The organism is Leptospira perdikensis, assembly GCF_004769575.1.
Taxonomy (GTDB): Bacteria; Spirochaetota; Leptospiria; order Leptospirales; family Leptospiraceae; genus Leptospira_A; species Leptospira_A perdikensis.
Genome location: NZ_RQGA01000011.1, coordinates 1 through 22,004, shown reverse-complemented (window position 1 = coordinate 22,004; position 22,004 = coordinate 1). Strand labels below are relative to the sequence as shown.

Here is a 22,004-nt window from a genome sequence, read left to right as displayed (position 1 = left end):
TGACAAAAAGATTCATATTATGTCTCATTATCCTAAGTTTTTCCGGAGATAAAAGGGTATGGGTGAAGGTTCACTCTCACAAGACGAGATAGACGCATTACTACAAGGCGCGGATGATACATTCGACCTCTCATCTTTAAGTGGCGCCGCAAGTTCGTCATCGGACAACCTATCTCCAATTGACCGCGACATTATTTCCGATGTGATCGGCTCTGCATTCCAGGTGGCGGGGAACACACTTGGCACGATCTTGGCAAAAAACACTCGTTTTATGAACCCTGCCACCGAATCGAGCTCCTCTACCGATATCCAGAAAGAGCTTGGAACCAAGTCAGTCAGTTTATTTTCAACCATTAGCGGTAGTTTGGCGGGACGTGTTTGCCTCATTATGGCACAAGAGAACGCAGCCAAAATTGCTGGTGTGATGATGGGGGGGATGACTCCTCCGGGCCAACTCGACAATGCACAACTCCAAACTTTAAAAGATTCCCTTGCTCCAATTTTAGGAACAGTAACAGCACAAATTGGGATGAAATTGGGTGGTACCATGTCTGGTAGTCCACCTGAAATTGCCCTTGTGAATTCTGGCCGTGATTTACAGCTGCCAGATGACAATAGTTTGGTGAAGACTTCTCTCAGTTTGAATATTGACGGAGTCGGTTCATTTAAAGTTTATTATGTAATTTCTCTCTCTATGGCAAACTCCGTATTGGACATCCAAAAAGGGGGAGGCCAAAAACAACAGCAGCAGTCTGGCGGAATGAACGTTAACATGCAACCCAATATGGGAATGGGTGGCGGTCAAGGTTCTGTCGGAATCAAAGGTGTTAATTTTCCTTCACTTGCCACTGCAGGTGGTGGGCCCGGACAAACCAATCTCAATCTTCTTATGGATGTGCAGATGGCACTGACTGTGGAACTTGGAAGAACTAAAATGTACATCAAAGACATTTTAGGGCTCGGAGAAGGTTCCATCATCGAACTAGATAAGTTAGCTGGTGAGCCGGTAGATTTACTGGTTAACGGCAAACTCATTGCAAAGGGTGAGGTTGTGGTCATCGATGAAAACTTTGGTGTTCGTGTGACCGATATCGTAAGTCCTACCGACCGACTCAAAGGCGAAAAATGATTAAGAATCTAATGAGAATGTCAAAACAAAAGGGGCAAGTTATGTACTTTTGCCTGACCCTTGTTTTGGTCACTTCACCTGTTGTTTCGCAAGGTTTGGAGACAAAGGAATTGGATCAAATTCTTCGTCAAGAGTTAGGTGATTCCAAAACAAAACCTACGGAACCAAACAATTCTAATTCAGCTCCAAAATTCGAAGGTTCAGCTAACTCTAACAAAACGAATGCGAGTGAGGCAGGAAAGGCCTCTGAAGAAACCAATCTCATTCAAGAAAGGTATGCAGAAAACCCGGATGATTCTCCTTCTGCGACTTGGATTTTACTGAAAATTTTATTTATTTTAGCCATTCTCGTTGGTGCAGGTTACTACCTCATTCTACAAATGCAAAAATCAAAATCGGCAAAATATCCTGTAAAAGGATTTATGAAGGTTTTGTCTAGTTTGTCACTTTCAGCAACCCAATCAGTACAAATTGTGGAAGTGGGGGGACGTACACTTGTGTTAGGTGTTGCTGATGGATCTGTGAGTTTACTGACAGAAGTAACAAGTCCTGATGAAAAATCACAAATTCAGAAGATGAAAGAAGAAGCGGATCCTTATGTTCCGAATTTTTTAGAAACTGTTTTGGAAAGTTTACAATCGAAAGCCCAAAGAAAAATCCGCATCAATCCATCCAAAATGGAAAGTTTGGAATTTGACGGAGCAGCCGAGATCCAAAGAAAAGCAAAAGAAGGATTGGAACGTTTACGAAAACACCGGGAATTGTTAGAAGGAGGGGAATCGTGAGACTGCGTTTTTTTTCCTTCTGTAAGAGACATAAATCTATTATTTTTCTCATTAGTGTTTTATTCCTGATCACGGCCGGTGGGTTCACCGGACTTATGGCTCAAGAAAAAGGCACAAGAATTCCAATTCCTAATCTATCATTTAACGTGAATGAGGCGAAAGGACCAAAGGATACAAGTCTTTCTCTTATGATTCTTTTTCTTGTGACTATTCTATCCTTGGCTCCGGCCATTGTGATGAGTGTCACTTCGTTTACAAAGGTTGTAATCGTTTTTGATTTTGTGAGAAGGGCTCTGTCACTTCAAAACTTACCACCAAACCAGGTGATGATGGGGCTTGCTCTTTTTGTTACTTTTTTCATTATGGCACCTACCATTGGTAAGGTAAATGATGAAGCCTTACAACCTTACCTAAATGGAAAAATTGACCAATCCACATTTATGGAAGGGTCAATGAAACACTTACGTCAGTTTATGATCCGCCAATTAGGGCGAGATGGAACAAAAGATGTCGCTTTGTTTTTAAAAATTGGGAAGGTTCAAAATGTGAAGTCCTTTGAAGACGTTCCTTCTTATGTTTTAGTTCCTGCTTTTATGTTAAGCGAGATTAAAAAAGCTTTTATTATCGGTATTTATATCTTCATCCCTTTTATTGTTATCGATTTGATTGTAGCTTCTGCACTTCTCGCTATGGGTTTTATGATGTTACCTCCGGTGATGATTTCACTTCCTCTAAAACTCATTCTTTTCATTTTAATTGATGGATGGAACTTACTCGTTCTTGAGTTAGTGAGGAGTTATAAATGACAGAGGTCGATGTAGTCAACTTACTCCGCGATGCATTTATTGTAACACTCAAGATTTCTAGTCCTATCCTCATTACGGCTCTTGTTGTGGGGCTCATTGTTGGTATTTTACAAACAACTACCTCGATACAAGAGCCAACCATTGCTTTTGTTCCGAAACTGGTATCTATATTTGCTGTGATTGTTTTCTTTTCAGCTTGGATGGTGCGAGTGATGACGGACTATACTCGTGAAATTTTTTTTATGATAGAAAAGATATGATATGGAACCATTTGTTTTACACTTTCAATCTTTCCTTTTGGTCTTAGTCCGCCTCCTCGGACTCTTTCTTGTTGCCCCTTTCTTTTCTTCGGAGTCGATCAATTTTTCGCTTAGAATGATCTTTTCCTTTATGGTTTCTCTCATTGTATATCCTGTTGTGGCAACCTATATGCCAACAGTTCCGGGCCATATGGTTAACTACGGAATTCTCATTATTTCTGAGATGTTGATTGGAGTGTTTATTGGATTTCTCGTCTCACTGGTGTTTGCTGCTTTTCAAATGGCAGGTGAGTTTTTTAATAACCAAATTGGTTTCGGATATACAGAAATTTTAGATCCTGTTACTCAAAACTCACTCCCAGCGATTGGAACGATGAAAAACCTAATGGCTACGGCCCTTTTTCTTGTGATTGGCGCACATAGGTTTCTTATTGAAACACTCGCTTATTCTTTCGAAAAAATTAGAATCATTTCTTTTACAGGTAAGGTGAACCAAGGTTTATATCGACTGATGGAAGATGCCATTGGTGCGATGTTTGTGGTTTCGTTCAAAATTGCACTTCCTGTGATGGGAATTTTGTTTTTAGTTTCTCTAGCGGAAGGCCTTATGGGAAAGGCCGCACAACAGATGAATGTGATGTCTATGTCTTTTCCGCTGAAAGTCTTTATTGGAACACTCACTCTCATTGCGACACTTACTTTTATCGCTACACAAATGGTACAAGGGATTCAAATTTCTATGGATAAGGCAAGTTTACTCATTCGGGAGTGGCCAAGTCTATGAAATGGATTCGATTCATTCAGTTTGTATTAAATAGGGAGTTCATTTTTACTTGGATCAAATCGTTGTTTGGTGGATTTGATTCATTTTCTTTGGCCCTGCCTGTTCCCTTTGGTTTGGGTTCTTTAAAACCGAAGGAAACCACATTGGTTCTTCCTGGTTTTTCCTCTGGATACTATGAGATAGACCTCCAACTTTTTGCCGCTGCCGATGAAGGGCGAACGGAACCGCCGAGTGAACGTCGCAGACGGGAAGAAAAAGAGAAGGGGAATGTTCCTAAGTCCAATGAAGTAGCATCCACTTTGGTTTTGTTAGGTGGAACAGGTGTCCTCTTTATATTGGGTGATACTTTTATTCGTAATACTGCCATTTTTATTAAAAAATACCTTCCGATGGGAATGAAAATTGATAGGTTCGGAGCCGAAGAGTTTCGGGTGATCCTCGCGGGAGTCTCACGTGATTTTTTCAATCTCCTTTGGCCTGTACTTGCAATTACTTTAGTTTTTGCTGTTGTGGGGAACGTAGTCCAAGTGGGGTTTATGTTTTCCCCTCGAGCATTATCCTTTCGGTTTGATCGAATTTCTCCCAATTTTAAACGTGTACTGCCTAACCGCCAAACATTGTTTAACTTAGTTAAGTCCCTAGCTAAGGTTGTGTTAATTGGTATCATTAGTTATATATTGATCTCCGGTGATTTTTTAAAAGTTCTTCTGACGGGAAATATGGGAATGATGCAAGCCATCAAACTCATCACATATTCAGGCTTTAAGATTATGATGGCCGCCGGACTTTTGTTACTTGGGATTGCTGTGGCTGACTTCTTTTTTCAAAAGTCAGAATTTGAAGAATCGCTAAAACAAACTCCTTCCGAAGCTAAACGAGAGATGAAAGAAGATTCCGGGGACCCTGTGATGAAAAACCGCAGGATGCAATTAGCTCGAGATATGATGCAAGGGAATATGCTTCGTGAAGTTCCGAAAGCCGATGTTGTCATTACAAACCCCACACATTATTCTGTTGCATTATCTTATGAAATGGGAAGGGACTCCGCTCCTCGAGTGATTGCAAAAGGTGAAAACCGCTTAGCACTCGAAATACGAAGGATCGCTCGGGAAAATGATGTCCCGATCGTAGAAAGTCCAAAACAAGCACGTCTTTTATACGCACAAGTCGAAGTGGGTCAGGAAATTCCGCAAGAGTTCTTTAATGCGGTAGTTCAAATCCTAATCACTCTTGAGAAGTTTAGAAAAAAAGTAGGAATGGGATAAGCGAATGAATTTTAGAGACTTACTCAAACAATCCGATTTAGTATTGGGAGTGGGGACACTTCTTATTTTGGCAATGTTGATTGTCCCTTTGCCAGGTTTTGTCTTAGATGTTCTGATTGTTGTGAGTATAGGGCTTGGGTTACTCATACTCATGACTGCACTTTCTGTTACCGAACCTAGTGAGTTTTCTATTTTCCCTAGTTTACTTCTAATTACCACCTTGTTTCGGTTAGCTCTTAACGTTTCAACAACAAGACAAATTTTATCCAAGGGACCTGCGATGAATTCGAGTGTAATCGAAGCCTTCGGAACCTTTGTGGTGGGTGGAGAATCGGGACTTGGTAAATACGTTGTGGGACTTATTATCTTTATTATCTTAACGATTGTTCAGGTTCTAGTAATTACCAAAGGTGCGACTCGTATCTCGGAAGTGGCAGCAAGGTTTACGTTGGACGGATTACCACAAAAACAAATGTCCATTGATATGGAATTGAATAGTGGTGCAATCACTGAAGCGGAAGCAAAGGTAAAACGTAAAAAAGTCCAACGAGAAGTTGATTTTTATGGGGCTATGGATGGAGCTTCCAAATTTGTTCAAGGGGACGTGAGAGCGGGTTTGATCATAACCGCGATCAATTTACTTGGTGGAATCTTGATTGGATCTACCATTCGAGGTGAATCTTTTCTCGCATCGATTGAAACTTATGGAAAGTTTACTATTGGGGATGGACTTGTTTCCCAAATTCCAGGATTACTTTCTACAACCGCAACTGGTATCATTGTCACTCGTTCGAGTTCAGAAAAAAAACTCACTGTGGAGATCAAAGACCAACTTTTTGGAAATGCAAAAACCTTATATGTGGTTTCAGGGGCACTAGGACTTTCTAGTTTGATTCCGGGTCTTCCGTTCTTTTCTCTTTTGTTTTTAGCAGGAGCCATCGGGTATTTGGGTTATTCAATTGAAAAAGTAGCCAAAGAAGAGATCAAAAAAATCGAAACAGTGGCCCAAGAGAAGGTCCAAGAGAAAAAACCAGAGAACTACATCAAAGAAATTTCTGTGGAAGCCATTCAAGTGGAATTAGGACGCGACTTACTTCCGTTAGTGGATGCATCTTCTGGTGGACACTTACTGGAACAAATTGCCAATACACGTAAAAAATTCGCAATTGATTTTGGACTTGTGATTCCTGCCATTCGTATCATAGACAATTTAGAAATTCCTCATGATAACTATAGCATTCGTATCAACGGAGTTGTAGTGGGTCAGTCGGCAGTAAGAGCAGATCGATTGATGGCAATGAATAATACCGCACGTAATTTGGAAGCGATCATTGGTGAACCTTTTACGGAACCGGCGTTTGGGTTGAAAGCCACTTGGATTGATCCTAACGATAAAATTGAAGTGGAGAACAAGGGTTATTCGGTGGTTGATCCATCCACAGTCATCATCACACACTTAAAAGAACTGATTTCCAATTATGCATCTCAGCTTCTTGGAAGAGAAGAAGTGAAAGCTCTTCTTGAACATTTGAGACAAACACATCCAACACTTGTGGGCGAATTGGATTACGATAAACAAGGAAGACTTGGAATCATCCAACAAACCTTACAAAATCTTTTGGCAGAGGGTCTTTCAATTAAAAACCTTCCCAAAATTATGGATGCCATTGCCAACCATTTACCTCGTACCAACAATCCATTTGATTTGGCAGAACATGTAAGACAAGCTCTCTCAAGACAAATCATCAATGATTTCCTTTCTCCTGATGGAAAATTACATGTGGTCACAATTGATCCAAGGATCATTGATCGTATGAACAAAAGTATCACTCTTGATGAAACGGATGGGAGCAAAATCATCATCCTTCCTCATGATGTTCGTGTGAGAATTTTGGAATCTGTATACAATGAACTCCAGAAGGCACTCGATGAAAATAGGTTTCTTATTTTTGTTGTGTCCAGGTACTTAAGACAAGCGTTCGCATTCTTTTTGACAAAGGAACTACCCCCCAGGAACTTTGCTGTAATTGCTTCGGAAGAGATCCATAGAGGGGTTCCTACGGAAATTGCCTCAGTTCTCAGCCTTCCATCTAGAGAGGAACACCCACAAGAAGCATAGGAGAAAGTCTTTGAAGCCAGCAGTCCCTTTCAGTCGAATTTCCGTCGCACCAATGATGGATTGGACTGATAGGCACTATCGGTATTTTATGCGGCTGATCTCCAAACATGCATTACTTTATACGGAGATGGTTACCACCGGGGCCATCCTCCGCGGAAAAGACAATCATAGATACTTAAGTTTTTCCAAAGAAGAACATCCCGTAGCCCTACAGTTAGGTGGTGATTCTCCTGGTTCCCTTGCGGAATGTGCCAAAATCGGTGAGGATTATGGGTATGATGAAATCAATCTGAATGTAGGTTGTCCATCCGACCGTGTCCAAAGTGGAAGTTTTGGGGCCTGTCTCATGAAGGAACCAAATCTGGTTGCTGAGATGGTGGCTGCTTGTAAATCACAGGTAAAGGTTCCCGTAACCGTGAAACACCGTATAGGTGTGAATGGAAAAGAAAGTTATGAAGATCTATATGATTTTGTTTCTAAAATCAATGTGGCAGGTGTCGACCAAATCATCGTTCATGCAAGGATTGCCATTTTGGAAGGCCTTTCCCCGAAAGAAAATCGAAGTATCCCACCACTTCGGTATGAAGATGTTTATAGACTAAAACAGGACTTTCCTGATTTATCCATTGTCATTAACGGTGGGATCAAAACCCATTCAGAGATTGCCGATCACTTATCTAAGGTCGATGGAGTGATGATTGGGCGAGCCGCTTATGACAATCCATTTCTGTTTCAAGACGTAGACGTTTTATATTACGGATCAAAATTGCCTGTCCGCCTACGGGAAGAGGTTCTTTCTGAATTGATCCCTTATGTTCGCAGTGTTTTAGTTAGGGAAGGGAAAGTTCATCACATCCTTCGCCATATTTTGGGACTTTATCACGGAGAAAAAGGGGCAAGGGAATATCGAAAGTTCCTCACCGACAGAATGCATACAAACGGTGCTAATGAATCCATTTTGGAAGCTTGTATTTCGCGTTAAGGATACGTAGGGCTTGGTCACCTACCATCGTTAGATGGTGGGGGACGGGAGCGTTTAGCGCACCCCGAAGTAGCCTGACCCAGTTTTGAATAGAAGTTCGGTAGAGTAAGGATTGGGAACGCCCATAAAAAAAAGAAAAGTCAAATCAATTATTTTAATCCTGAGCGTATAGGATAACTTGGATTAGACGGTCGAGAGGATCGATTGGTTCGAAAAATTCTGGATTTACCTCAAAAAGAGCGCGAAATGGCATCCAAAATCTATTAAAATCAAATGGGTTGACAGGGCGGTTTCCGTTCCCAGCCTGGTTAAATTGAGAGGGAATACCATGACCAAACCACTCACCGTACAAAGTGATAAAACAATGCTTCTTGAGGTGGATAACCCAGAATTTGAAGCCTGTCGGGACCTCATTGCCAAATTTGCAGAGCTCGAAAAAAGCCCGGAATATATGCATACTTACCGCATCTCTCCACTGTCTTTGTGGAATGCAGCCTCTATCAAAATGACGGCAGAAGAGATCATTGAAGGTTTAACAAAGTTTGCTCGTTATTCAGTTCCGAAAAACGTAATGAATGAAGTGAGAGAACAAATTTCTCGTTACGGAAAAGTGAAACTGGTAAAAGAAGAATCTGGGGAATTGTATATCATTTCCAACGAAAAAGGATTCATTACAGAAATTGCAAACAACCGCGCCGTTCAACCCTTTGTGGATGGAATGGAAGGTGATAAAATTCGTATCAAAAAAGAATACCGTGGTCACATCAAACAAGCGTTAATCAAGATTGGTTTTCCTGTAGAAGACCTTGCGGGTTACGATGAAGGAAATAAATATCCGTTTAACTTACGTCCTACGACAATCGGAGGAATTAAGTTTGGAATGCGTGACTATCAAAGAGCTTCTGTTGAAGCTTTTCATGCAGGTGGACGTAACGAAGGGGGATCTGGTGTAGTGGTTCTTCCTTGCGGTGCGGGAAAAACCATCGTAGGTATGGGAGTTATGCAAATTGTCGGAGCAGAAACTCTCATTCTTGTAACGAACACTTTGTCCATTCGTCAGTGGAGAAATGAAATTTTAGACAAAACTGACATTCCAGAATCGGACATCGGTGAGTATTCGGGAGAGATGAAAGAAATCAAACCGATTACAATCGCTACATACAACATCTTAACTCATAGAAAGAAAAAAGGTGGAGACTTCACTCACTTTCATATCTTCAGCGCAAACAACTGGGGATTGATTGTTTATGATGAGGTTCACTTATTGCCAGCTCCTGTATTTCGTATGACATCGGAACTTCAAGCAAAACGTAGGTTAGGTCTAACGGCAACGCTTGTTCGTGAAGATGGATTGGAAGAAGATGTGTTCTCACTCATCGGTCCTAAAAAATATGATGTGCCTTGGAAGGAGCTTGAAGCAAAATCTTGGATCGCGGAAGCTAATTGTGTGGAGATTCGTGTTCCTATGGAAGACGACCTTCGAATGAAGTATTCTGTGGCTGATGACCGCGAAAAGTTTCGTTTAGCATCAGAAAATCCAGAGAAACTTCGTGCGATCAGTTATATTTTGAAAAAACACTCTACTAACAACGTTTTGGTGATTGGACAGTATATCAATCAACTAGAAGAAATTTCCCAAACCTTCAAAATCCCTTTGATTACAGGAAAAACACCATTACCTGAAAGACAAGAGCTCTACCAAGCATTTCGTACGGGCCAAATCAAACAACTTGTGGTTTCAAAGGTTGCAAACTTCTCTATCGACTTACCAGATGCAAACATTGCCATTCAGGTATCAGGAACTTTTGGTTCGAGACAAGAAGAAGCGCAGCGTTTGGGAAGGATCCTTCGTCCGAAATCCCAAGACAATACAGCGATTTTTTACTCACTGATTTCGCGTGATACCAACGAAGAAAGGTTTGGACAAAACCGACAACTCTTCCTCACCGAACAAGGGTATGAATATGAAATTTATACTTTGGATCAGTTTAAAGAAACTGTACCGGAAGAATTACTCACTAAATAGAGGATAGAATGAAACTTGTAGCAAAACGACTGGATGTCGTAGAACCTTCCCCCACACTTGCGATCACTGCAAAAGCAAATCAGCTGAAAGCAAGTGGACTTGATGTTGTTGGATTTGGCGCAGGGGAACCTGACTTTGATACACCTACACATATCAAAGAAGCTGCTAAAAAAGCAATGGACCAAGGGAAAACCAAATACACTCCTGTGAGTGGAACTGTTTCTTTGAAAGAGGCAATCATTCGTAAGTTAGAAACTGAAAACGGTCTTAAATACGAAAAGAACCAAATCATAGTTGGAACAGGTGGAAAACAGGTTCTCTACAATTTTTTTATGGCAACGATCAATCCTGGTGATGAGGTAATCATTCCTGCACCGTATTGGGTAAGTTATGCGGATATCGTTCGTTTGGCTGAGGGAACTCCGGTGATTGTATCCACGGATATTTCCAGTGGATTTAAAATCACTGCAGCTCAATTAGAAAAAGCGATCACTCCTAAAACAAAAGTGTTTATTTTTAACTCACCATCTAATCCGACAGGGGCAGCTTATACACGTGCGGATGTGGAAGCTCTTGTAAAGGTGTTGGAACCAAAAGATATCGTTACCGTTTCCGATGATATTTATGAAAAAATCATTTATGATGGATTGGAATTTGTAAATCCTGCGATGATCTCAGACAAGATGAAGGAAAAAACCTTTGTGATTAACGGAGTATCCAAGGCGTATTCCATGACTGGATGGAGGATTGGATACGGAGCAGGGAATGCAGAGATTGTGAAAAACATGGACACCATGCAAGGCCAATCAACTAGTAATGCATCTTCGATCTCTCAAGCCGCCGCAGAGGCAGCGTTATCCGGAGACCAAACACCTGTTGCGGATATGTTAAAAGCTTTTGACAAAAGACGTAAACTCATTGTTGGCCTTTTACGTGAGATTCCAGGTGTTGATTGCCGTATGCCTGAAGGTGCCTTTTACGCTTTCCCTTATATCACCGGTGTTTATGAAACTCCTGGGTTTAAAAGACTTCTTGCTGAGAAAAAAGAAAGTTCTTACTCTAAACTATTTTGTGACGTCCTGCTTGATAAATACAATGTGGCAGCAGTGCCTGGGATAGCATTTGGAGATGATAAAGCCATTCGTTTGTCTTATGCGTTAGGTGATAAAGACATTGAAAAGGGTGTGGCTCGTATCAAACAAATGGTAGAGGACCTACAAAAGTAAAATGAATTTCCGCCCTTTACTGAAACCATTTCGTAGAGGGGTTGTGAGTTCTTATATTATTTTATTTATGCGACCCAAATCTGCTGTTTGTATCCGATTTGGGTTTTCTTCTTATTTCGCAATTTTAATGTTTTTTATGGTAGGGCCAGTTTTTTCAACACCTACCTTGGTAGAAAAACAGAAACAGGCAAAACCTTCTGAACTAGTAAAACGTGATTCTAACTCACTGATAGTGATCCCTGTCATTGGCTTGAACTTACATTTGTTTGCTGATGTAAAAAGTGATGTTCTTCGCAAACTTAAGTTTGGAGAACCAGTTTCTTTTGATAAAGATTCCCTAGAAAGTCCGAAAGAAGATTGGATTCCGGTAAAGTTGGAAGATGGTCTGTCTGGATTTATTAAACGGTCTATCGTTCGTTCTGTTCCACCCAAACAGTATTTACCCACTTTGTTATTTGAAGCGGAACGAATGATTTTGTCGAAGGATGTTGATTTTTTAGCGAAACAAGAAATCACAGATACAATTTTCCAAATTTCAGGTTCTGGAAAATTTACGGGTGATGATTTTATATTTCTGCGGGCGAAGGCTGGATTTTTTTTAAAGAAAACAGTGGATCTCATGAATACGAAAGGAATCAAACCTGATAACGATCCTGCAACTCTTGAATTTTTAAAACGCCATCAAACTCAGTTGTTATATGATTATACTTCCGGAAAATACTATGTAGATTCTAATTATTTTTGGAAACTTTTAGAATCTTACCCAAAAACGAAACATTCGGATTACGCAGGTTATCTGGCGACGGAGAGTATGCCTAATGTCGATTGTGGAGCGGATCTAAGGTGCCGATTGGAAGAGCTGCGAAAAGGGAAACTTCGTTATATTTATTTATTCCCTACAGGTAATTATATTAATTTATACACTAAGGATTTAGTGTCCAGTTTACAATCGATGACAAAGGATCCTGACTCCATTCCTTGTTTTACGCCAGTAGGAGAAGGAATCAAATCTGAAATCAATCAGATGATTCGATATGCTTCTGAAATTGGGCCGAGAGAAAAAAAACAAATTCTTCCTCATTTACAAATCCTAAAGAAAGAATGTTTTCGTTAGAGATCATTTTGTGAGATTAAGTTACAAACTATACCCATTCCAATCCAATGTAGAAGGGAAAAAATCCATCGGGGATATCATCATCTTACATGGATTATTCGGATCGTCTAAAAACTGGGTAACAGTGGCAAAAACCCTTTCCGCTTTTGGGTCAGTGTATACTCTCGACCAAAGAAATCATGGAGACTCACCTCATTCTAGTGAACATTCGATTCCCCTTTTGGCAGATGATTTAGAAGAATTCATTTCGGATCATGCGTTGAAATCGCCGATTCTGATCGGGCATTCTATGGGAGGACTTGTGGCGATGTACTTCGACTTTGCCCATCCGGGTGTTTTAAAAGAACTCATCATCCAAGACATCTCTCCTCGGTCTTATCCGTTTGCTTATGAAAACGAAATTAAGTCTATGTCTTTTTCGTTGAATGGATTTAGTTCTCGAACAGAGATCGATACAGAAATGGCAAAATTTTTGCCTGATACTTTTATCCGCCAATTTTTACAGATGAGTTTGGACAGAATGGAATCTGGGGAATATCGTTGGAAATTGAATGTGTCTGGTTTAAACAAGGCAAGGCGAGTGTTCGAAAGTGCGTTTTCAGAAACAGTGATATCAAAAACTAAAACTATTTTTTTAATTGGAGGAAAATCTGAATACATCACCAAGGAAGATTTAGTTTTAATCCAAAAAGTTTTTTCCAATCTTGTTATTAAAATCATTCCTGAGGGCGGACATTATATTCATTTTACGCACCAAAAAGAATATTTGCAGATATTGAGTGATGAGTTTGCTTTAATTTCTTGATTTAAGTATTCACATAACTGATATTTGTTGTTGTGCATTTTGTAATGAAATTCCGTGTTTCTATTTTCCTTTTTTCTGTCTTTTTTAATTTATGTAGGGTTCAATCAAAAAACCCAAACCAAAGAATTTTTGAGGATAATGTTTCTCGAACAGTTTCGATCTCTATTGAAAATGAAGATCTATTAGGAAAAAAACATTGGGTTGGATCTGGATTTCTCATTTCTAAAGATGGATTCCTTCTTACTTGCGCTCACGTTATTGGAGATTATCACAAAAAGTTTGTGGTCCGACTCGGTGGATCGGGGAAAAGATATCTAGGTAAAGTAATCACTTCCGATTTAAAAAAAGATATCGTTTTGGTTGTATTAGAGACGGATGATACTTTTGATTATTTTGAATTGAATCCCACTAAAAGAGCGGAAAGAGGGCAAAGTTATTATTCCATATCTTCGCCATTGGGTTTAGAAGAAAGTTTTACAACTGGTGTAGTGGCCGATCCTGAACGAATAGGAGTTGATTCCATTTTGTCGGAGATATCTTTTTTACAACTCAACCAATCGATATTGCCAGGAAGTTCTGGAGCTGCCATATTTGATGTTAGTGGGAATTTATTAGGAATGGCGCAATTCCAATTAAAAAATTCAGAATACAATCAACAAGGAGTTGGGTTTGCCATTTTATCCAAATACTTGTCAGAATTTGTAAGTTCCGTTCCATTAACGAAATTTTCTAATGATGAGATACAAAGAGGAATTGTTGAGGTACCCACCATCACCGATTTTTTGGTTCAAAACTTGAATTTACCAACTAGGGAAGGTGTTCTGATCAGTTACTTAGTAGAAAAAAGTCCTGCGGAAGTTTCTGGTTTAAAACGGTATGATTTGATCGTAGAAATCAATGGGAAGAAGATAAGTAATAACGATGAGATGAACTCTTTTTTTAGGAAGGTGGCCCGTTCAGAACGATTACAAATCAAAGTAATTCGAAACCGTTCTGAAAATGTTTTTTACATTAACCCTTAGAGTGCAGTAAAGTTCTTTGATTTAACTTAGAAGATAACAGTTAGATTTTCTGTTAATGTTGCTCCATTGATTTTTCCGGTAATCGTAACCTTAATGGTTCCTGCCAATTTACTATTGGAAGATACTAAGTCGAATTCAGAATCATAGGATAAACTTTCAATTACTAATGAAGGTGTTGTAATATCACCTTGGCTAATCGTCAATCCATTGGAACTGCTGACGGACTTAGCCCTAAATCTTATTGTTGGAAAACTTCCCGTTACCAAATAAGTAGATTCAAAACTGAGAGGACCATTCATCGTGACGGGTTTTGTGTAATTATCTTGCATTGCATAAGATGTTTGAAGACCTTCACAAGTACCAATCGTAGGCAGGCTGTTCATTTTTTTCATTTCTTTGTAATATGCAAAACTATCAGTATAAATGGATCCAAAGTTATTAAAAACTATGTCCGCTTTGTTGATGGAATCTCCTAACGTATTGGTTTGACTGACAGATAGTTTTCCATTGGAAAAAACGGCATTTCCCTTTTCTGCTAATTGATTTTGTTGTAATTGTGCAACAAAATAAGCAGTGATTGGACAAGCAGCTCCATTCACTGTCATATTCGTTGATCTTTTTTCAAAAACTCTTCCTTTTAATGTTCCAGAATAAGTGTATTCATTCCGGCCATTGACAACAGTGGCACCAGACCAAGCAGTTAATACCTTTTCCACCTTGCCATTTTTTTGCGGGAAATTGGTCGCAATAAACTCTGCCATCACTTCCTTCGCAACAACAGGATCTTTTCCATATTGATAGATTTTATGAATGGCCGCGAGTAGTTGCCTGTCTAACGGCAGTTTCATATTAGGGTTTTTCATAGTGAAACTTCCCGAATTCGAAACGGTTGTGGAGTTTGACGAAATGGAAGAAACCACATTTGCGGTTGCGCTGGCACGTCCGAGAGGAGTGTTTAAATTCATTGTATCCGTTGGGTCACCAGATAACATGTAGAGTGTGAGTAGATTTGTCGTTGTATTGTCTTTTTTTTCATGGCAACCGATTAGGAAAACACTAAGAAAAATAAGGAGATAGATGGTAGGTTTTAAGATTGAGTTTTTCACTTTTCCCTCGTTTAACGCAAGGTTAATGTAAAGTGAGAAAAGTTTGCAAGAAAAAATAGGTGTTAGTGGGTGTTTTTGTTGAGGATTAGAACGATTTTAAGAAAAGTAACAAACAGTAGTCTATATCTGACTACTGTTCAAATCTTTAGTCTTCGAGTAACGAACGTAACATCCAAGCGGTTTTTTCATGAATGTCGAGTCTTTGTGTGAGTAAATCCAATGTGGCTTGGTCATTGCCTTTTTCGGCTGGCTCGTAAGCGGCGCGTGCAGTGCGAATGACTGCTTCATTACCTTCAACCAATCTTTTGATCATATCAGTTGCTTTGGGAACTTCTTTGTCTTCCGTGATACTGGAATATTTCGCAAATTCCCATCCACCCATTGGAGCATAATATCCAAGGGATCGAATTCTTTCTGCAATGGGGTCGATGGCATTCCAAAGTTCCGTGTACTGAGTCATAAACAAAATATGTAGAGTCTGGAACATCGGCCCTGTTACATTCCAATGGTAACTATGAGTTTTTTGATACAGAGTGTACGTATCAGCTAAGAGTTTTTTTAATGACTCGGAGATGGCGCTCCTTTCTTCTTCGGGAATTCCAATGTTAATTTTCATTAATTGTCCTTATTGTATGTGCTTTTTATTTACTAAGTTCTGAAACAATTCGTTCGACTAAACTCTCTGCCACAAAGTCGTATTGGCTTGTGGAAATTAGAATGTCCTCGCGACTCCAAATGAACCCGAGTCCCAAACTGTATTGCAGGAGACGACCTACTGTCCAATCAGCTCCAGGTTTTTTGCGAGCATTGACGATGACATGTCCCGATTCAATATGAACTATTTTTAATGAAACGGTATCCACTAAATTAGGGATGAGTTTTCCTTTTTCATCATACTTTTTGAGGGCCGACCCCCGACCAAAAATAAGTGCATCCACTCCCAAAACTTTCCCTAGTCGAACAGCTGTTTGTGTGTCGATGATTCCCGTTTTTGAAAAACTTTGTTCGTTCACAACCTTGGAAAGTTGTTCCCTTTCGATCACTTTGATCGGAAGAAGTTTTGCAATTTGTAAAGAAACTGCATCTGTGAATTCGTCCCCCCATTTTGCTTCTTCAATGTCGAAAAGCAAAACCGCTACTTTGGAGATTCCCAAATCTGTTTTTCCCGATTCGGGATATTGGATGGCGGCATCCATCGTACGACAATTTACCAACGAAAGGCTTAGGAGGAGGGATAGGCACGCTAAATATAGTTTCATAGATTTCCTTAAGAAATGGGGGGACGATAGCAAGTAGGCAATTCTTTTTCGTGCCAAAAACGGACATTTTGGAAAATTCGCTTTTCCGATTGTGGTCTCTCCTAGATTTTTCCAACTAGGCTTCCTTTAATGAAAAAGATTCTCAGTATATCCGTAATTTTTCTCACCTTTTTTTTGCTAGGTGCAGGTTATTTTTTTTCATCTTCCATTGTTTCCTTTCCTATTACAAGTTTAGAAGAAGATAAGGCAAAATTAAAAATTCTTTCCATTGCAGATTTTGGGCTACCAACTCCCGAATCTGTTCGATTCCAAAACGGAAGTTTGCGACTCCGTGGATGGTATTTCAAAAATCCTAAAAAGAAAAAATGTGGAGTGGTTTTGCTTCATGGGCATACCAGGACTCGTTATGGGATTCTTAAATATGCACCTTTGTTTTGGAAGAGAGGCTGTAGTTTGTTTGCCTATGATGCACGCCACCATGGAGAAAGTGCCGGTGAATACGGAACGTACGGATTCTATGAAAAACATGACTTAGAACGAGCCATTGAATTTTTTTCAGAAATTAGCACAGTTCCTGAAGAACAAATTGGTATTTTTGGAGCTTCTTTCGGAGCTGCTACTGCTTTACAATACGCTGAAGGACGAAATGATTATGCTTTTGTGATTGCAGACTCTCCTTTTATGGATATGCGTTCCATTGTGGAAAAACGAGCTGCAGATTTGTATTCACCTTTGGTTTTGTTTCTTTCTCCCATTGCCCTTTCCATTGCAGAACTTCGGGCAGACTTTCTTGTAGATGAAGTATCTCCAAAAAGGGCAGCCAAATTCATTTCTCAGCCAGTCCTTCTCATTCATTCCAAATTTGACGAGATTACACCTTCTTTTCATTCGGAAGAGATTTTCCAAAATTTAAGATCAAATCACAAACAGTTGTTTGTTACTGATTGGGGAGCTAGTCATTGTAAGTCGATTGATCTAAGATATGAGGAATACGAATCCATTGTGAATACCTTTTTAAAAGAAGATACTTCCTTTCCAAAATAATTTTTTCGTAATGAAGGAAATCTGTATGTTATGATGAAAATGCAGATAGTATCCATTGCACTCTGTTACGTAAGATCAGTCTGAGGTCATTTTTTTGAAGCCCGATTTCGTTTAACCATGATTTGGGGACCTCTTGGATGAATGGTTCAAAATCAAATTGTAGTATTTTGATAAGATACGGATCATTTTGAACGGGCTCGGATTTATAAATATGATTGGATGGAAGCAATTTTGATTCTTTCATTAACGAATCATTTAGGAATTCGCAACTTCCGTGGTCGATGATCCAAATTTTGCCTGTTTGGTCTTTTAGAAAATTATTACTTTGAATGGTTCTGTCGAAATTTTTAAAAAAGAAATCAATTGCTTTCACTTGGTTTCTTAACTCTTCATTCAAAGAGTTAAGTTCTATTTCTATTTTGTCTCTTTGGTTCTCTATATAATCCAGAGCTAAGTTAATGCCAAAACTCTTTTTTACCAAATCATCGAATTCATCGGTTCCGAAAGTCCAAGGGAACTCGTCAGGGATAAGGACTGGCTGTACATTGGGAATAGGGAATCCAATGAGATGGCCGACTCTATTGACAATAAATTCTTGGATTAGGCTTTTTGCACCATTCCCGGCTCCTTTCATTTTGAGAATGTAAGTATTTCCATTGTTTGTTTGGATCTTAACGGGAAAGGAACTTCCTTTGTAAAGTTCGAGAATCTTAGATACAACTAACATTAATTCGATGAATTAGTTCTTTATCTGTAAAAATCACCTATCATTAGATAGGTGATGAATTCTATCGAATTTTAATTAATCTTGGGATTGCTTCCCAAGTCCCATCGTCATTTGTGAAGTAGGTCAGATACACTGGTGCGGATCCAACCCCGGTCCCGACGGATATGAAGTAACTATAGTTGAGTTTGCCATTTGCGGATTGTAATTGTTCCGGATTGTTGATGTTAGTACTGAAATAGGTTGTCGGTAGAGTTCCAACGGTTGTAACACTAGCAAGAGAATCAGTAGACTTATAGATTATTAGGGTTGGTGTCGAAAATAAACCATTGTTTGATATAATCATAAAATCTGTATTTAAAGACCCTTTGATGGCTCTGAGCAAGGTAGATGACGATGACATAGAAACAGAAACTCCGGAAATGATCGGAGTATTTCTCGTAATTGTTGGATTGGCAGAGGTGTACGAACCTGTGGGAAATGTATAACCATTATATGGTTGGGTTCCATTTGCAAGTGCAATCAACTTACCTTTATATGAGAATACGTTTGATTCGAATTGAAGTCCAGCATCAAAGTTGATTGTATTTGAAGTCAAATCAGTCATACGGATGGTTCGTACTGGCAAAGGATTTACGACCAAACTTACTGTAGTGGGACACTGTAGGTATGCAATTCCATTCACATTAAAAACTTGGTAACCTGGAAAATGGAGTTCCGGTGTTGCAATGTTACAACTAAAACCAGAATTTAAATCATTCGTAGTTGTGGAATCAAAACTTAGGAGTATGGGTCTAGGGACATTGGATAAAAACGGAGTAACAAGAAACCTTCCGTTCCCAGCATAGAGTGCAGGATAGAGCCAGGTATTATCATTTAGTGTAAATAAATGATAATTTGTCGGGAGTCCTAATGGTTCTACGGTAATTGACGATGGTGCAAAGAATGCTGGTATTCTAAATACTAAATCTCTGTTGGAATTGTAACTGCCAGACAAATCCGTTTGTTCCGATAGGAAAAAAACATACTGGCTTCCGTCAAATGTTGGTAGTGATATTTTTAGCCGTTTTTGAGTAGTGCTTTTTGTATTGATGGAGACTCCATCAATAGCGATTACTTGGTCGTAATTTTCTCCATCAGCGCTGGAGATGATGTATCCTTTGAACTCGTTATCTGTGGGCGATATATAAGATGTTTGCACTTGTACATACAGAAATTGCCTTCCGTTCACTGAACCAAGCGGAGTGAATGTTAAATTGGATGCCAAGCGATTGCGGTAATTGGCTAAATCCTCTAAGTGGAACTGAGTGGCCCCCGATTGGGATAATATAGAAAATGATTGTTTTGTGATTCCATTATAAATTCGAAACCTTGCCGAACCAACCACAACTGCACCTGAGTTTTTTACAGTGAGAGTTGCAATCCCCCTTTCACTAAAGACTAAGAATCCTCTACCGGATGTATCCAAAGTGACCGTATATGTTTGTATATTTCCAGTTTCTCCATAAGGGGAAGTTGGAACTCCATTTTCATCGGCCTCATTGAAAACAGAATACTCAACAGTACCAGTGCTATATGGAGTTCCATTAGAATCGGTAAACTTCATAAAGACAACAGATTGGCTATAGGTATTGAAAGCATCAGCTAATGTTAGAAATCGAAGTAATGTTTGCAAAGATCCTAAATCTTGTGTTGGGTCTAAGTCAGAAGGTTTGAAGATTTTGCATTGGAATGAAAATATAAGTAATATGATGGTTATGAATAAGTTTTTCATGAGAGGCTCCTTAGAATAAAATAGAATACCGAACTTCAGCATAAACTGAATTTGTTTGTGGCCGAATGCCTGTTATGGAGTAAGGTCTGTCCCACCCTGTATCGAAGTCCAAGCCTTCGCGAATTTGTTTTCCCCCTGTGGTGACACTTGGGCGATCGGGGTAACGATCTTGCCCAATCATAAAAGCATGGATTAAATTTGTGATGTAGATGATACCTGCAGTCCCAAGTCCGGCCAAGTATTTGGCATTAGCCTCTTTGGCGTTGTTTTTACTTTTAACAATTAGGTCTTCCGCAAAGGAAGTTTCCATAAATCCGAGAACAAGTTCCGATGGCAAACTGATGTTTTGTGCATTGAACCTAGTTCCTGGCCCTCCGATTTGGTTGAGAAGGACCATTGTGTCGTAATGAGATTGTGCATTTTTTTCCTCTGTGCGAAGGGGCCCGAGGGAATAAACCAAAGTTCCTATAAAAAGTGTACTAAATGATCCTGCAGATACATTGTATCCACCGCAAAGTTGTCCCCAACCAGGTAAAATTGCTGATCGCCAAAGGATTGCTAAGCGACCACCGCATTGGGTCGCCGCCGGTGATGGCCCCAATTTTCTTGTGGCAAGCCATTCTGCCTCTGCTCTCGCTTCTCGTTCCGCTAATGTCTCTTTATTTTTTTCTTCGGCTAGTTTTGTTTGTTCTGCAAGTTTCGCTTCTTCTTCCAGACGTTTTTGTTCCTTTGCCTCAGCAAGTAGACGTTCTTTCTCTAGTTTAGCTTTTTCTTTATCTTCTTTCTCTTTTAATTTTTTTTCTTCTGCGATTCGAATTCTTTCTGCTTCCTTTTCACTCACATCTTTATAAACTACTTTTAAAATCTGAGATTTGGAAACGATTTGTGGTCCTTCAGCCGTTTGGACGGTGAGTCCTCGTTCGTCCTGGTCGGTTACTTTCCCTTTGAGTGTTTTGCCGTTCTTTAGAATGACGGTATTGACTGCAAGTAGGGGAAAGGTAAGTGAGATAAGAAAAGATAATAATAGGGTTTTTTTCATAGATAGGAATCCATTCCAGGTTCCTGAAATTTTTACATTTAATCAAGATATTGCAAGAGAATTTTGGGTGATTCACTTGATGAAATATTGGAGGGAATGCTGCGAATTTCCCGTCCTCAGTGAGTTACGGGCAGAGTGCTCGCGAGGGGTATGGTTATATGCAGTTTAACGTGCGTTACTGAGGGTATAATCACCCCGCCCTGAATTGAGGGAGGGGAACTAGACCCGCCACCCAATGGTTTCCTTCTACCACAGATGTACCAATCCCACAAACCCAAATCCATTCCTTAAAAATATTCTTCCGATAAGTTCATATTTCTTTAACTAGTAACGCTTTCTTGTTTGGTTGGAGCCCACCCATCAACAAACAAGTTGTGTTATGAGGAAGTGAATCCCAGTGAATGGAACCTAGGGAAAAGACAAAGTGTAATCGAGTCATTGATGCAATAGAAAATTGCAGAAAGGCTGTTGATTTACAGGCTAACCAGTAATAGCTGGTAACCGAGTTTGGTAGATAATCCGACAGTTTCTTGTTAGTCTGTTGATTTTCATCATCAAACATCTGCAAGTTGGTATTGTTATTGGTCGCATTCGTTCTTGAATTATGTCTCATTACATTCTCTTAGTGCTCATTATTTATAGAAAATTCCGCATTGAACCGCGAACTTTTTTATAAAAGCGTGTTGACTGCTTAGGTTTTGAAATTACTTTGGTTTTTACCGCACAATTCTTTTC

At 39.6% G+C, this 22,004-nt stretch carries 20 protein-coding genes; 14 read left to right on the top strand and 6 right to left on the bottom strand.

Annotated elements, in window-relative coordinates; translation table 11 throughout:
• The first annotated feature begins 58 nt into the window (after positions 1 to 58).
• The 13 genes from fliN (at position 59) to EHQ49_RS10065 (ending at position 14,323) form a co-directional block, all read left to right on the top strand.
• Positions 59 to 1,129 (top strand): flagellar motor switch protein FliN, encoded by a 1,071-nt coding sequence (gene fliN, locus EHQ49_RS10125; protein ID WP_135579021.1) that lies wholly within the window; start codon positions 59 to 61, stop codon positions 1,127 to 1,129.
• A gap of 41 nt (positions 1,130 to 1,170) precedes the next feature.
• A complete protein-coding gene (locus EHQ49_RS10120) occupies positions 1,171 to 1,914 on the top strand; it encodes a FliO/MopB family protein (RefSeq protein WP_135579321.1) in 744 nt (247 codons plus the stop codon).
• The gene (fliP, locus tag EHQ49_RS10115; protein WP_135579019.1) at positions 1,911 to 2,720 is read left to right on the top strand and encodes a flagellar type III secretion system pore protein FliP; all 810 of its coding nucleotides are present in this window, start codon (positions 1,911 to 1,913) and stop codon (positions 2,718 to 2,720) included. The genes EHQ49_RS10120 and fliP overlap by 4 nt, the downstream gene beginning before the upstream one ends.
• Positions 2,717 to 2,980 (top strand): flagellar biosynthesis protein FliQ, encoded by a 264-nt coding sequence (gene fliQ / locus EHQ49_RS10110; RefSeq protein WP_135579017.1) that lies wholly within the window; start codon positions 2,717 to 2,719, stop codon positions 2,978 to 2,980. The genes fliP and fliQ overlap by 4 nt, the downstream gene beginning before the upstream one ends.
• Position 2,981: 1 nt before the next feature.
• The gene (gene fliR, locus EHQ49_RS10105; RefSeq protein ID WP_135579015.1) at positions 2,982 to 3,764 is read left to right on the top strand and encodes a flagellar biosynthetic protein FliR; all 783 of its coding nucleotides are present in this window, start codon (positions 2,982 to 2,984) and stop codon (positions 3,762 to 3,764) included.
• The gene (locus tag EHQ49_RS10100; protein WP_135579013.1) at positions 3,761 to 5,029 is read left to right on the top strand and encodes an EscU/YscU/HrcU family type III secretion system export apparatus switch protein; all 1,269 of its coding nucleotides are present in this window, start codon (positions 3,761 to 3,763) and stop codon (positions 5,027 to 5,029) included. Before fliR ends, EHQ49_RS10100 begins: the two co-directional genes overlap by 4 nt.
• A 4-nt stretch (positions 5,030 to 5,033) precedes the next feature.
• Entirely contained in the window at positions 5,034 to 7,148 is a 2,115-nt protein-coding gene (locus EHQ49_RS10095) for a flagellar biosynthesis protein FlhA (RefSeq protein WP_135579011.1), read from the top strand.
• A 10-nt stretch (positions 7,149 to 7,158) separates the two neighbouring features.
• Complete coding sequence (gene dusA, locus EHQ49_RS10090) at positions 7,159 to 8,130, top strand: tRNA dihydrouridine(20/20a) synthase DusA (protein ID WP_135579009.1); 972 nt, start codon at positions 7,159 to 7,161, stop codon at positions 8,128 to 8,130.
• Between the two features lie 328 nt (positions 8,131 to 8,458).
• Complete coding sequence (locus tag EHQ49_RS10085) at positions 8,459 to 10,156, top strand: DNA repair helicase XPB (protein WP_135579007.1); 1,698 nt, start codon at positions 8,459 to 8,461, stop codon at positions 10,154 to 10,156.
• Between the two features lie 8 nt (positions 10,157 to 10,164).
• A complete protein-coding gene (locus EHQ49_RS10080) occupies positions 10,165 to 11,382 on the top strand; it encodes a pyridoxal phosphate-dependent aminotransferase (protein WP_135579005.1) in 1,218 nt (405 codons plus the stop codon).
• Between the two features lie 127 nt (positions 11,383 to 11,509).
• Positions 11,510 to 12,496 carry an SH3 domain-containing protein gene (locus EHQ49_RS10075; RefSeq protein WP_425269854.1) on the top strand — a complete coding sequence of 329 codons (987 nt, stop codon included), beginning with the start codon at positions 11,510 to 11,512 and terminating at the stop codon, positions 12,494 to 12,496.
• Positions 12,497 to 12,506: 10 nt separating this feature from the next.
• A complete protein-coding gene (locus EHQ49_RS10070; protein WP_135579000.1) occupies positions 12,507 to 13,301 on the top strand; it encodes an alpha/beta fold hydrolase in 795 nt (264 codons plus the stop codon).
• A 44-nt stretch (positions 13,302 to 13,345) separates the two neighbouring features.
• Positions 13,346 to 14,323, top strand: coding sequence for a S1C family serine protease (locus EHQ49_RS10065; protein ID WP_135578998.1), 978 nt, complete (start codon positions 13,346 to 13,348; stop codon positions 14,321 to 14,323).
• Between the two features lie 26 nt (positions 14,324 to 14,349).
• Here EHQ49_RS10065 and EHQ49_RS10060 read toward each other — a convergent pair whose 3' ends face one another.
• The 3 genes from EHQ49_RS10060 to EHQ49_RS10050 all read right to left on the bottom strand — a co-directional run bounded on the left by EHQ49_RS10060 (position 14,350) and on the right by EHQ49_RS10050 (position 16,688).
• Positions 14,350 to 15,429 (bottom strand): hypothetical protein, encoded by a 1,080-nt coding sequence (locus EHQ49_RS10060; RefSeq protein ID WP_135578996.1) that lies wholly within the window; start codon positions 15,427 to 15,429, stop codon positions 14,350 to 14,352.
• Between the two features lie 145 nt (positions 15,430 to 15,574).
• The gene (locus tag EHQ49_RS10055) at positions 15,575 to 16,045 is read right to left on the bottom strand and encodes a Dps family protein (RefSeq protein WP_135578994.1); all 471 of its coding nucleotides are present in this window, start codon (positions 16,043 to 16,045) and stop codon (positions 15,575 to 15,577) included.
• Positions 16,046 to 16,070: 25 nt separating this feature from the next.
• The gene (locus EHQ49_RS10050) at positions 16,071 to 16,688 is read right to left on the bottom strand and encodes a CsgG/HfaB family protein (protein WP_244241433.1); all 618 of its coding nucleotides are present in this window, start codon (positions 16,686 to 16,688) and stop codon (positions 16,071 to 16,073) included.
• Between the two features lie 129 nt (positions 16,689 to 16,817).
• On the opposite strand from EHQ49_RS10050, the gene EHQ49_RS10045 reads away from it, so the two are divergent.
• Entirely contained in the window at positions 16,818 to 17,732 is a 915-nt protein-coding gene (locus EHQ49_RS10045) for an alpha/beta hydrolase (RefSeq protein WP_135578992.1), read from the top strand.
• 28 nt (positions 17,733 to 17,760) lie between these two features.
• On the opposite strand, the gene EHQ49_RS10040 is transcribed toward EHQ49_RS10045, so the two are convergent.
• The 3 genes from EHQ49_RS10040 to EHQ49_RS10030 form a co-directional block, all read right to left on the bottom strand.
• The gene (locus EHQ49_RS10040) at positions 17,761 to 18,459 is read right to left on the bottom strand and encodes a HipA family kinase (protein ID WP_135578990.1); all 699 of its coding nucleotides are present in this window, start codon (positions 18,457 to 18,459) and stop codon (positions 17,761 to 17,763) included.
• Between the two features lie 61 nt (positions 18,460 to 18,520).
• Positions 18,521 to 20,230: a hypothetical protein gene (locus EHQ49_RS10035; protein WP_135578988.1), complete on the bottom strand. Its 1,710-nt coding sequence runs from the start codon at positions 20,228 to 20,230 to the stop codon at positions 18,521 to 18,523.
• Positions 20,231 to 20,240: 10 nt separating this feature from the next.
• Positions 20,241 to 21,269: an LA_0442/LA_0875 N-terminal domain-containing protein gene (locus EHQ49_RS10030; RefSeq protein WP_135578986.1), complete on the bottom strand. Its 1,029-nt coding sequence runs from the start codon at positions 21,267 to 21,269 to the stop codon at positions 20,241 to 20,243.
• Positions 21,270 to 22,004 lie beyond the last annotated feature (735 nt).

Excerpts from the sequence above, each read along its gene's own strand:
- EHQ49_RS10095 (WP_135579011.1), top strand. The coding sequence starts at position 5,034 with ATGAATTTTAGAGACTTACTCAAACAATCCGATTTAGTATTGGGAGTG.
- EHQ49_RS10045 (WP_135578992.1), top strand. The coding sequence starts at position 16,818 with ATGAAAAAGATTCTCAGTATATCCGTAATTTTTCTCACCTTTTTTTTG.
- EHQ49_RS10040 (WP_135578990.1), bottom strand. The coding sequence starts at position 18,459 with ATGTTAGTTGTATCTAAGATTCTCGAACTTTACAAAGGAAGTTCCTTT.
- EHQ49_RS10080 (WP_135579005.1), top strand. The coding sequence starts at position 10,165 with ATGAAACTTGTAGCAAAACGACTGGATGTCGTAGAACCTTCCCCCACA.
- fliR (WP_135579015.1), top strand. The coding sequence starts at position 2,982 with ATGGAACCATTTGTTTTACACTTTCAATCTTTCCTTTTGGTCTTAGTC.
- EHQ49_RS10030 (WP_135578986.1), bottom strand. The coding sequence starts at position 21,269 with ATGAAAAAAACCCTATTATTATCTTTTCTTATCTCACTTACCTTTCCC.
- EHQ49_RS10035 (WP_135578988.1), bottom strand. The coding sequence starts at position 20,230 with ATGAAAAACTTATTCATAACCATCATATTACTTATATTTTCATTCCAA.
- EHQ49_RS10050 (WP_244241433.1), bottom strand. The coding sequence starts at position 16,688 with ATGAAACTATATTTAGCGTGCCTATCCCTCCTCCTAAGCCTTTCGTTG.
- fliQ (WP_135579017.1), top strand. The coding sequence starts at position 2,717 with ATGACAGAGGTCGATGTAGTCAACTTACTCCGCGATGCATTTATTGTA.
- EHQ49_RS10065 (WP_135578998.1), top strand. The coding sequence starts at position 13,346 with ATGAAATTCCGTGTTTCTATTTTCCTTTTTTCTGTCTTTTTTAATTTA.
- EHQ49_RS10120 (WP_135579321.1), top strand. The coding sequence starts at position 1,171 with ATGTACTTTTGCCTGACCCTTGTTTTGGTCACTTCACCTGTTGTTTCG.
- EHQ49_RS10055 (WP_135578994.1), bottom strand. The coding sequence starts at position 16,045 with ATGAAAATTAACATTGGAATTCCCGAAGAAGAAAGGAGCGCCATCTCC.
- EHQ49_RS10075 (WP_425269854.1), top strand. The coding sequence starts at position 11,510 with ATGTTTTTTATGGTAGGGCCAGTTTTTTCAACACCTACCTTGGTAGAA.
- EHQ49_RS10100 (WP_135579013.1), top strand. The coding sequence starts at position 3,761 with ATGAAATGGATTCGATTCATTCAGTTTGTATTAAATAGGGAGTTCATT.
- EHQ49_RS10085 (WP_135579007.1), top strand. The coding sequence starts at position 8,459 with ATGACCAAACCACTCACCGTACAAAGTGATAAAACAATGCTTCTTGAG.
- fliN (WP_135579021.1), top strand. The coding sequence starts at position 59 with ATGGGTGAAGGTTCACTCTCACAAGACGAGATAGACGCATTACTACAA.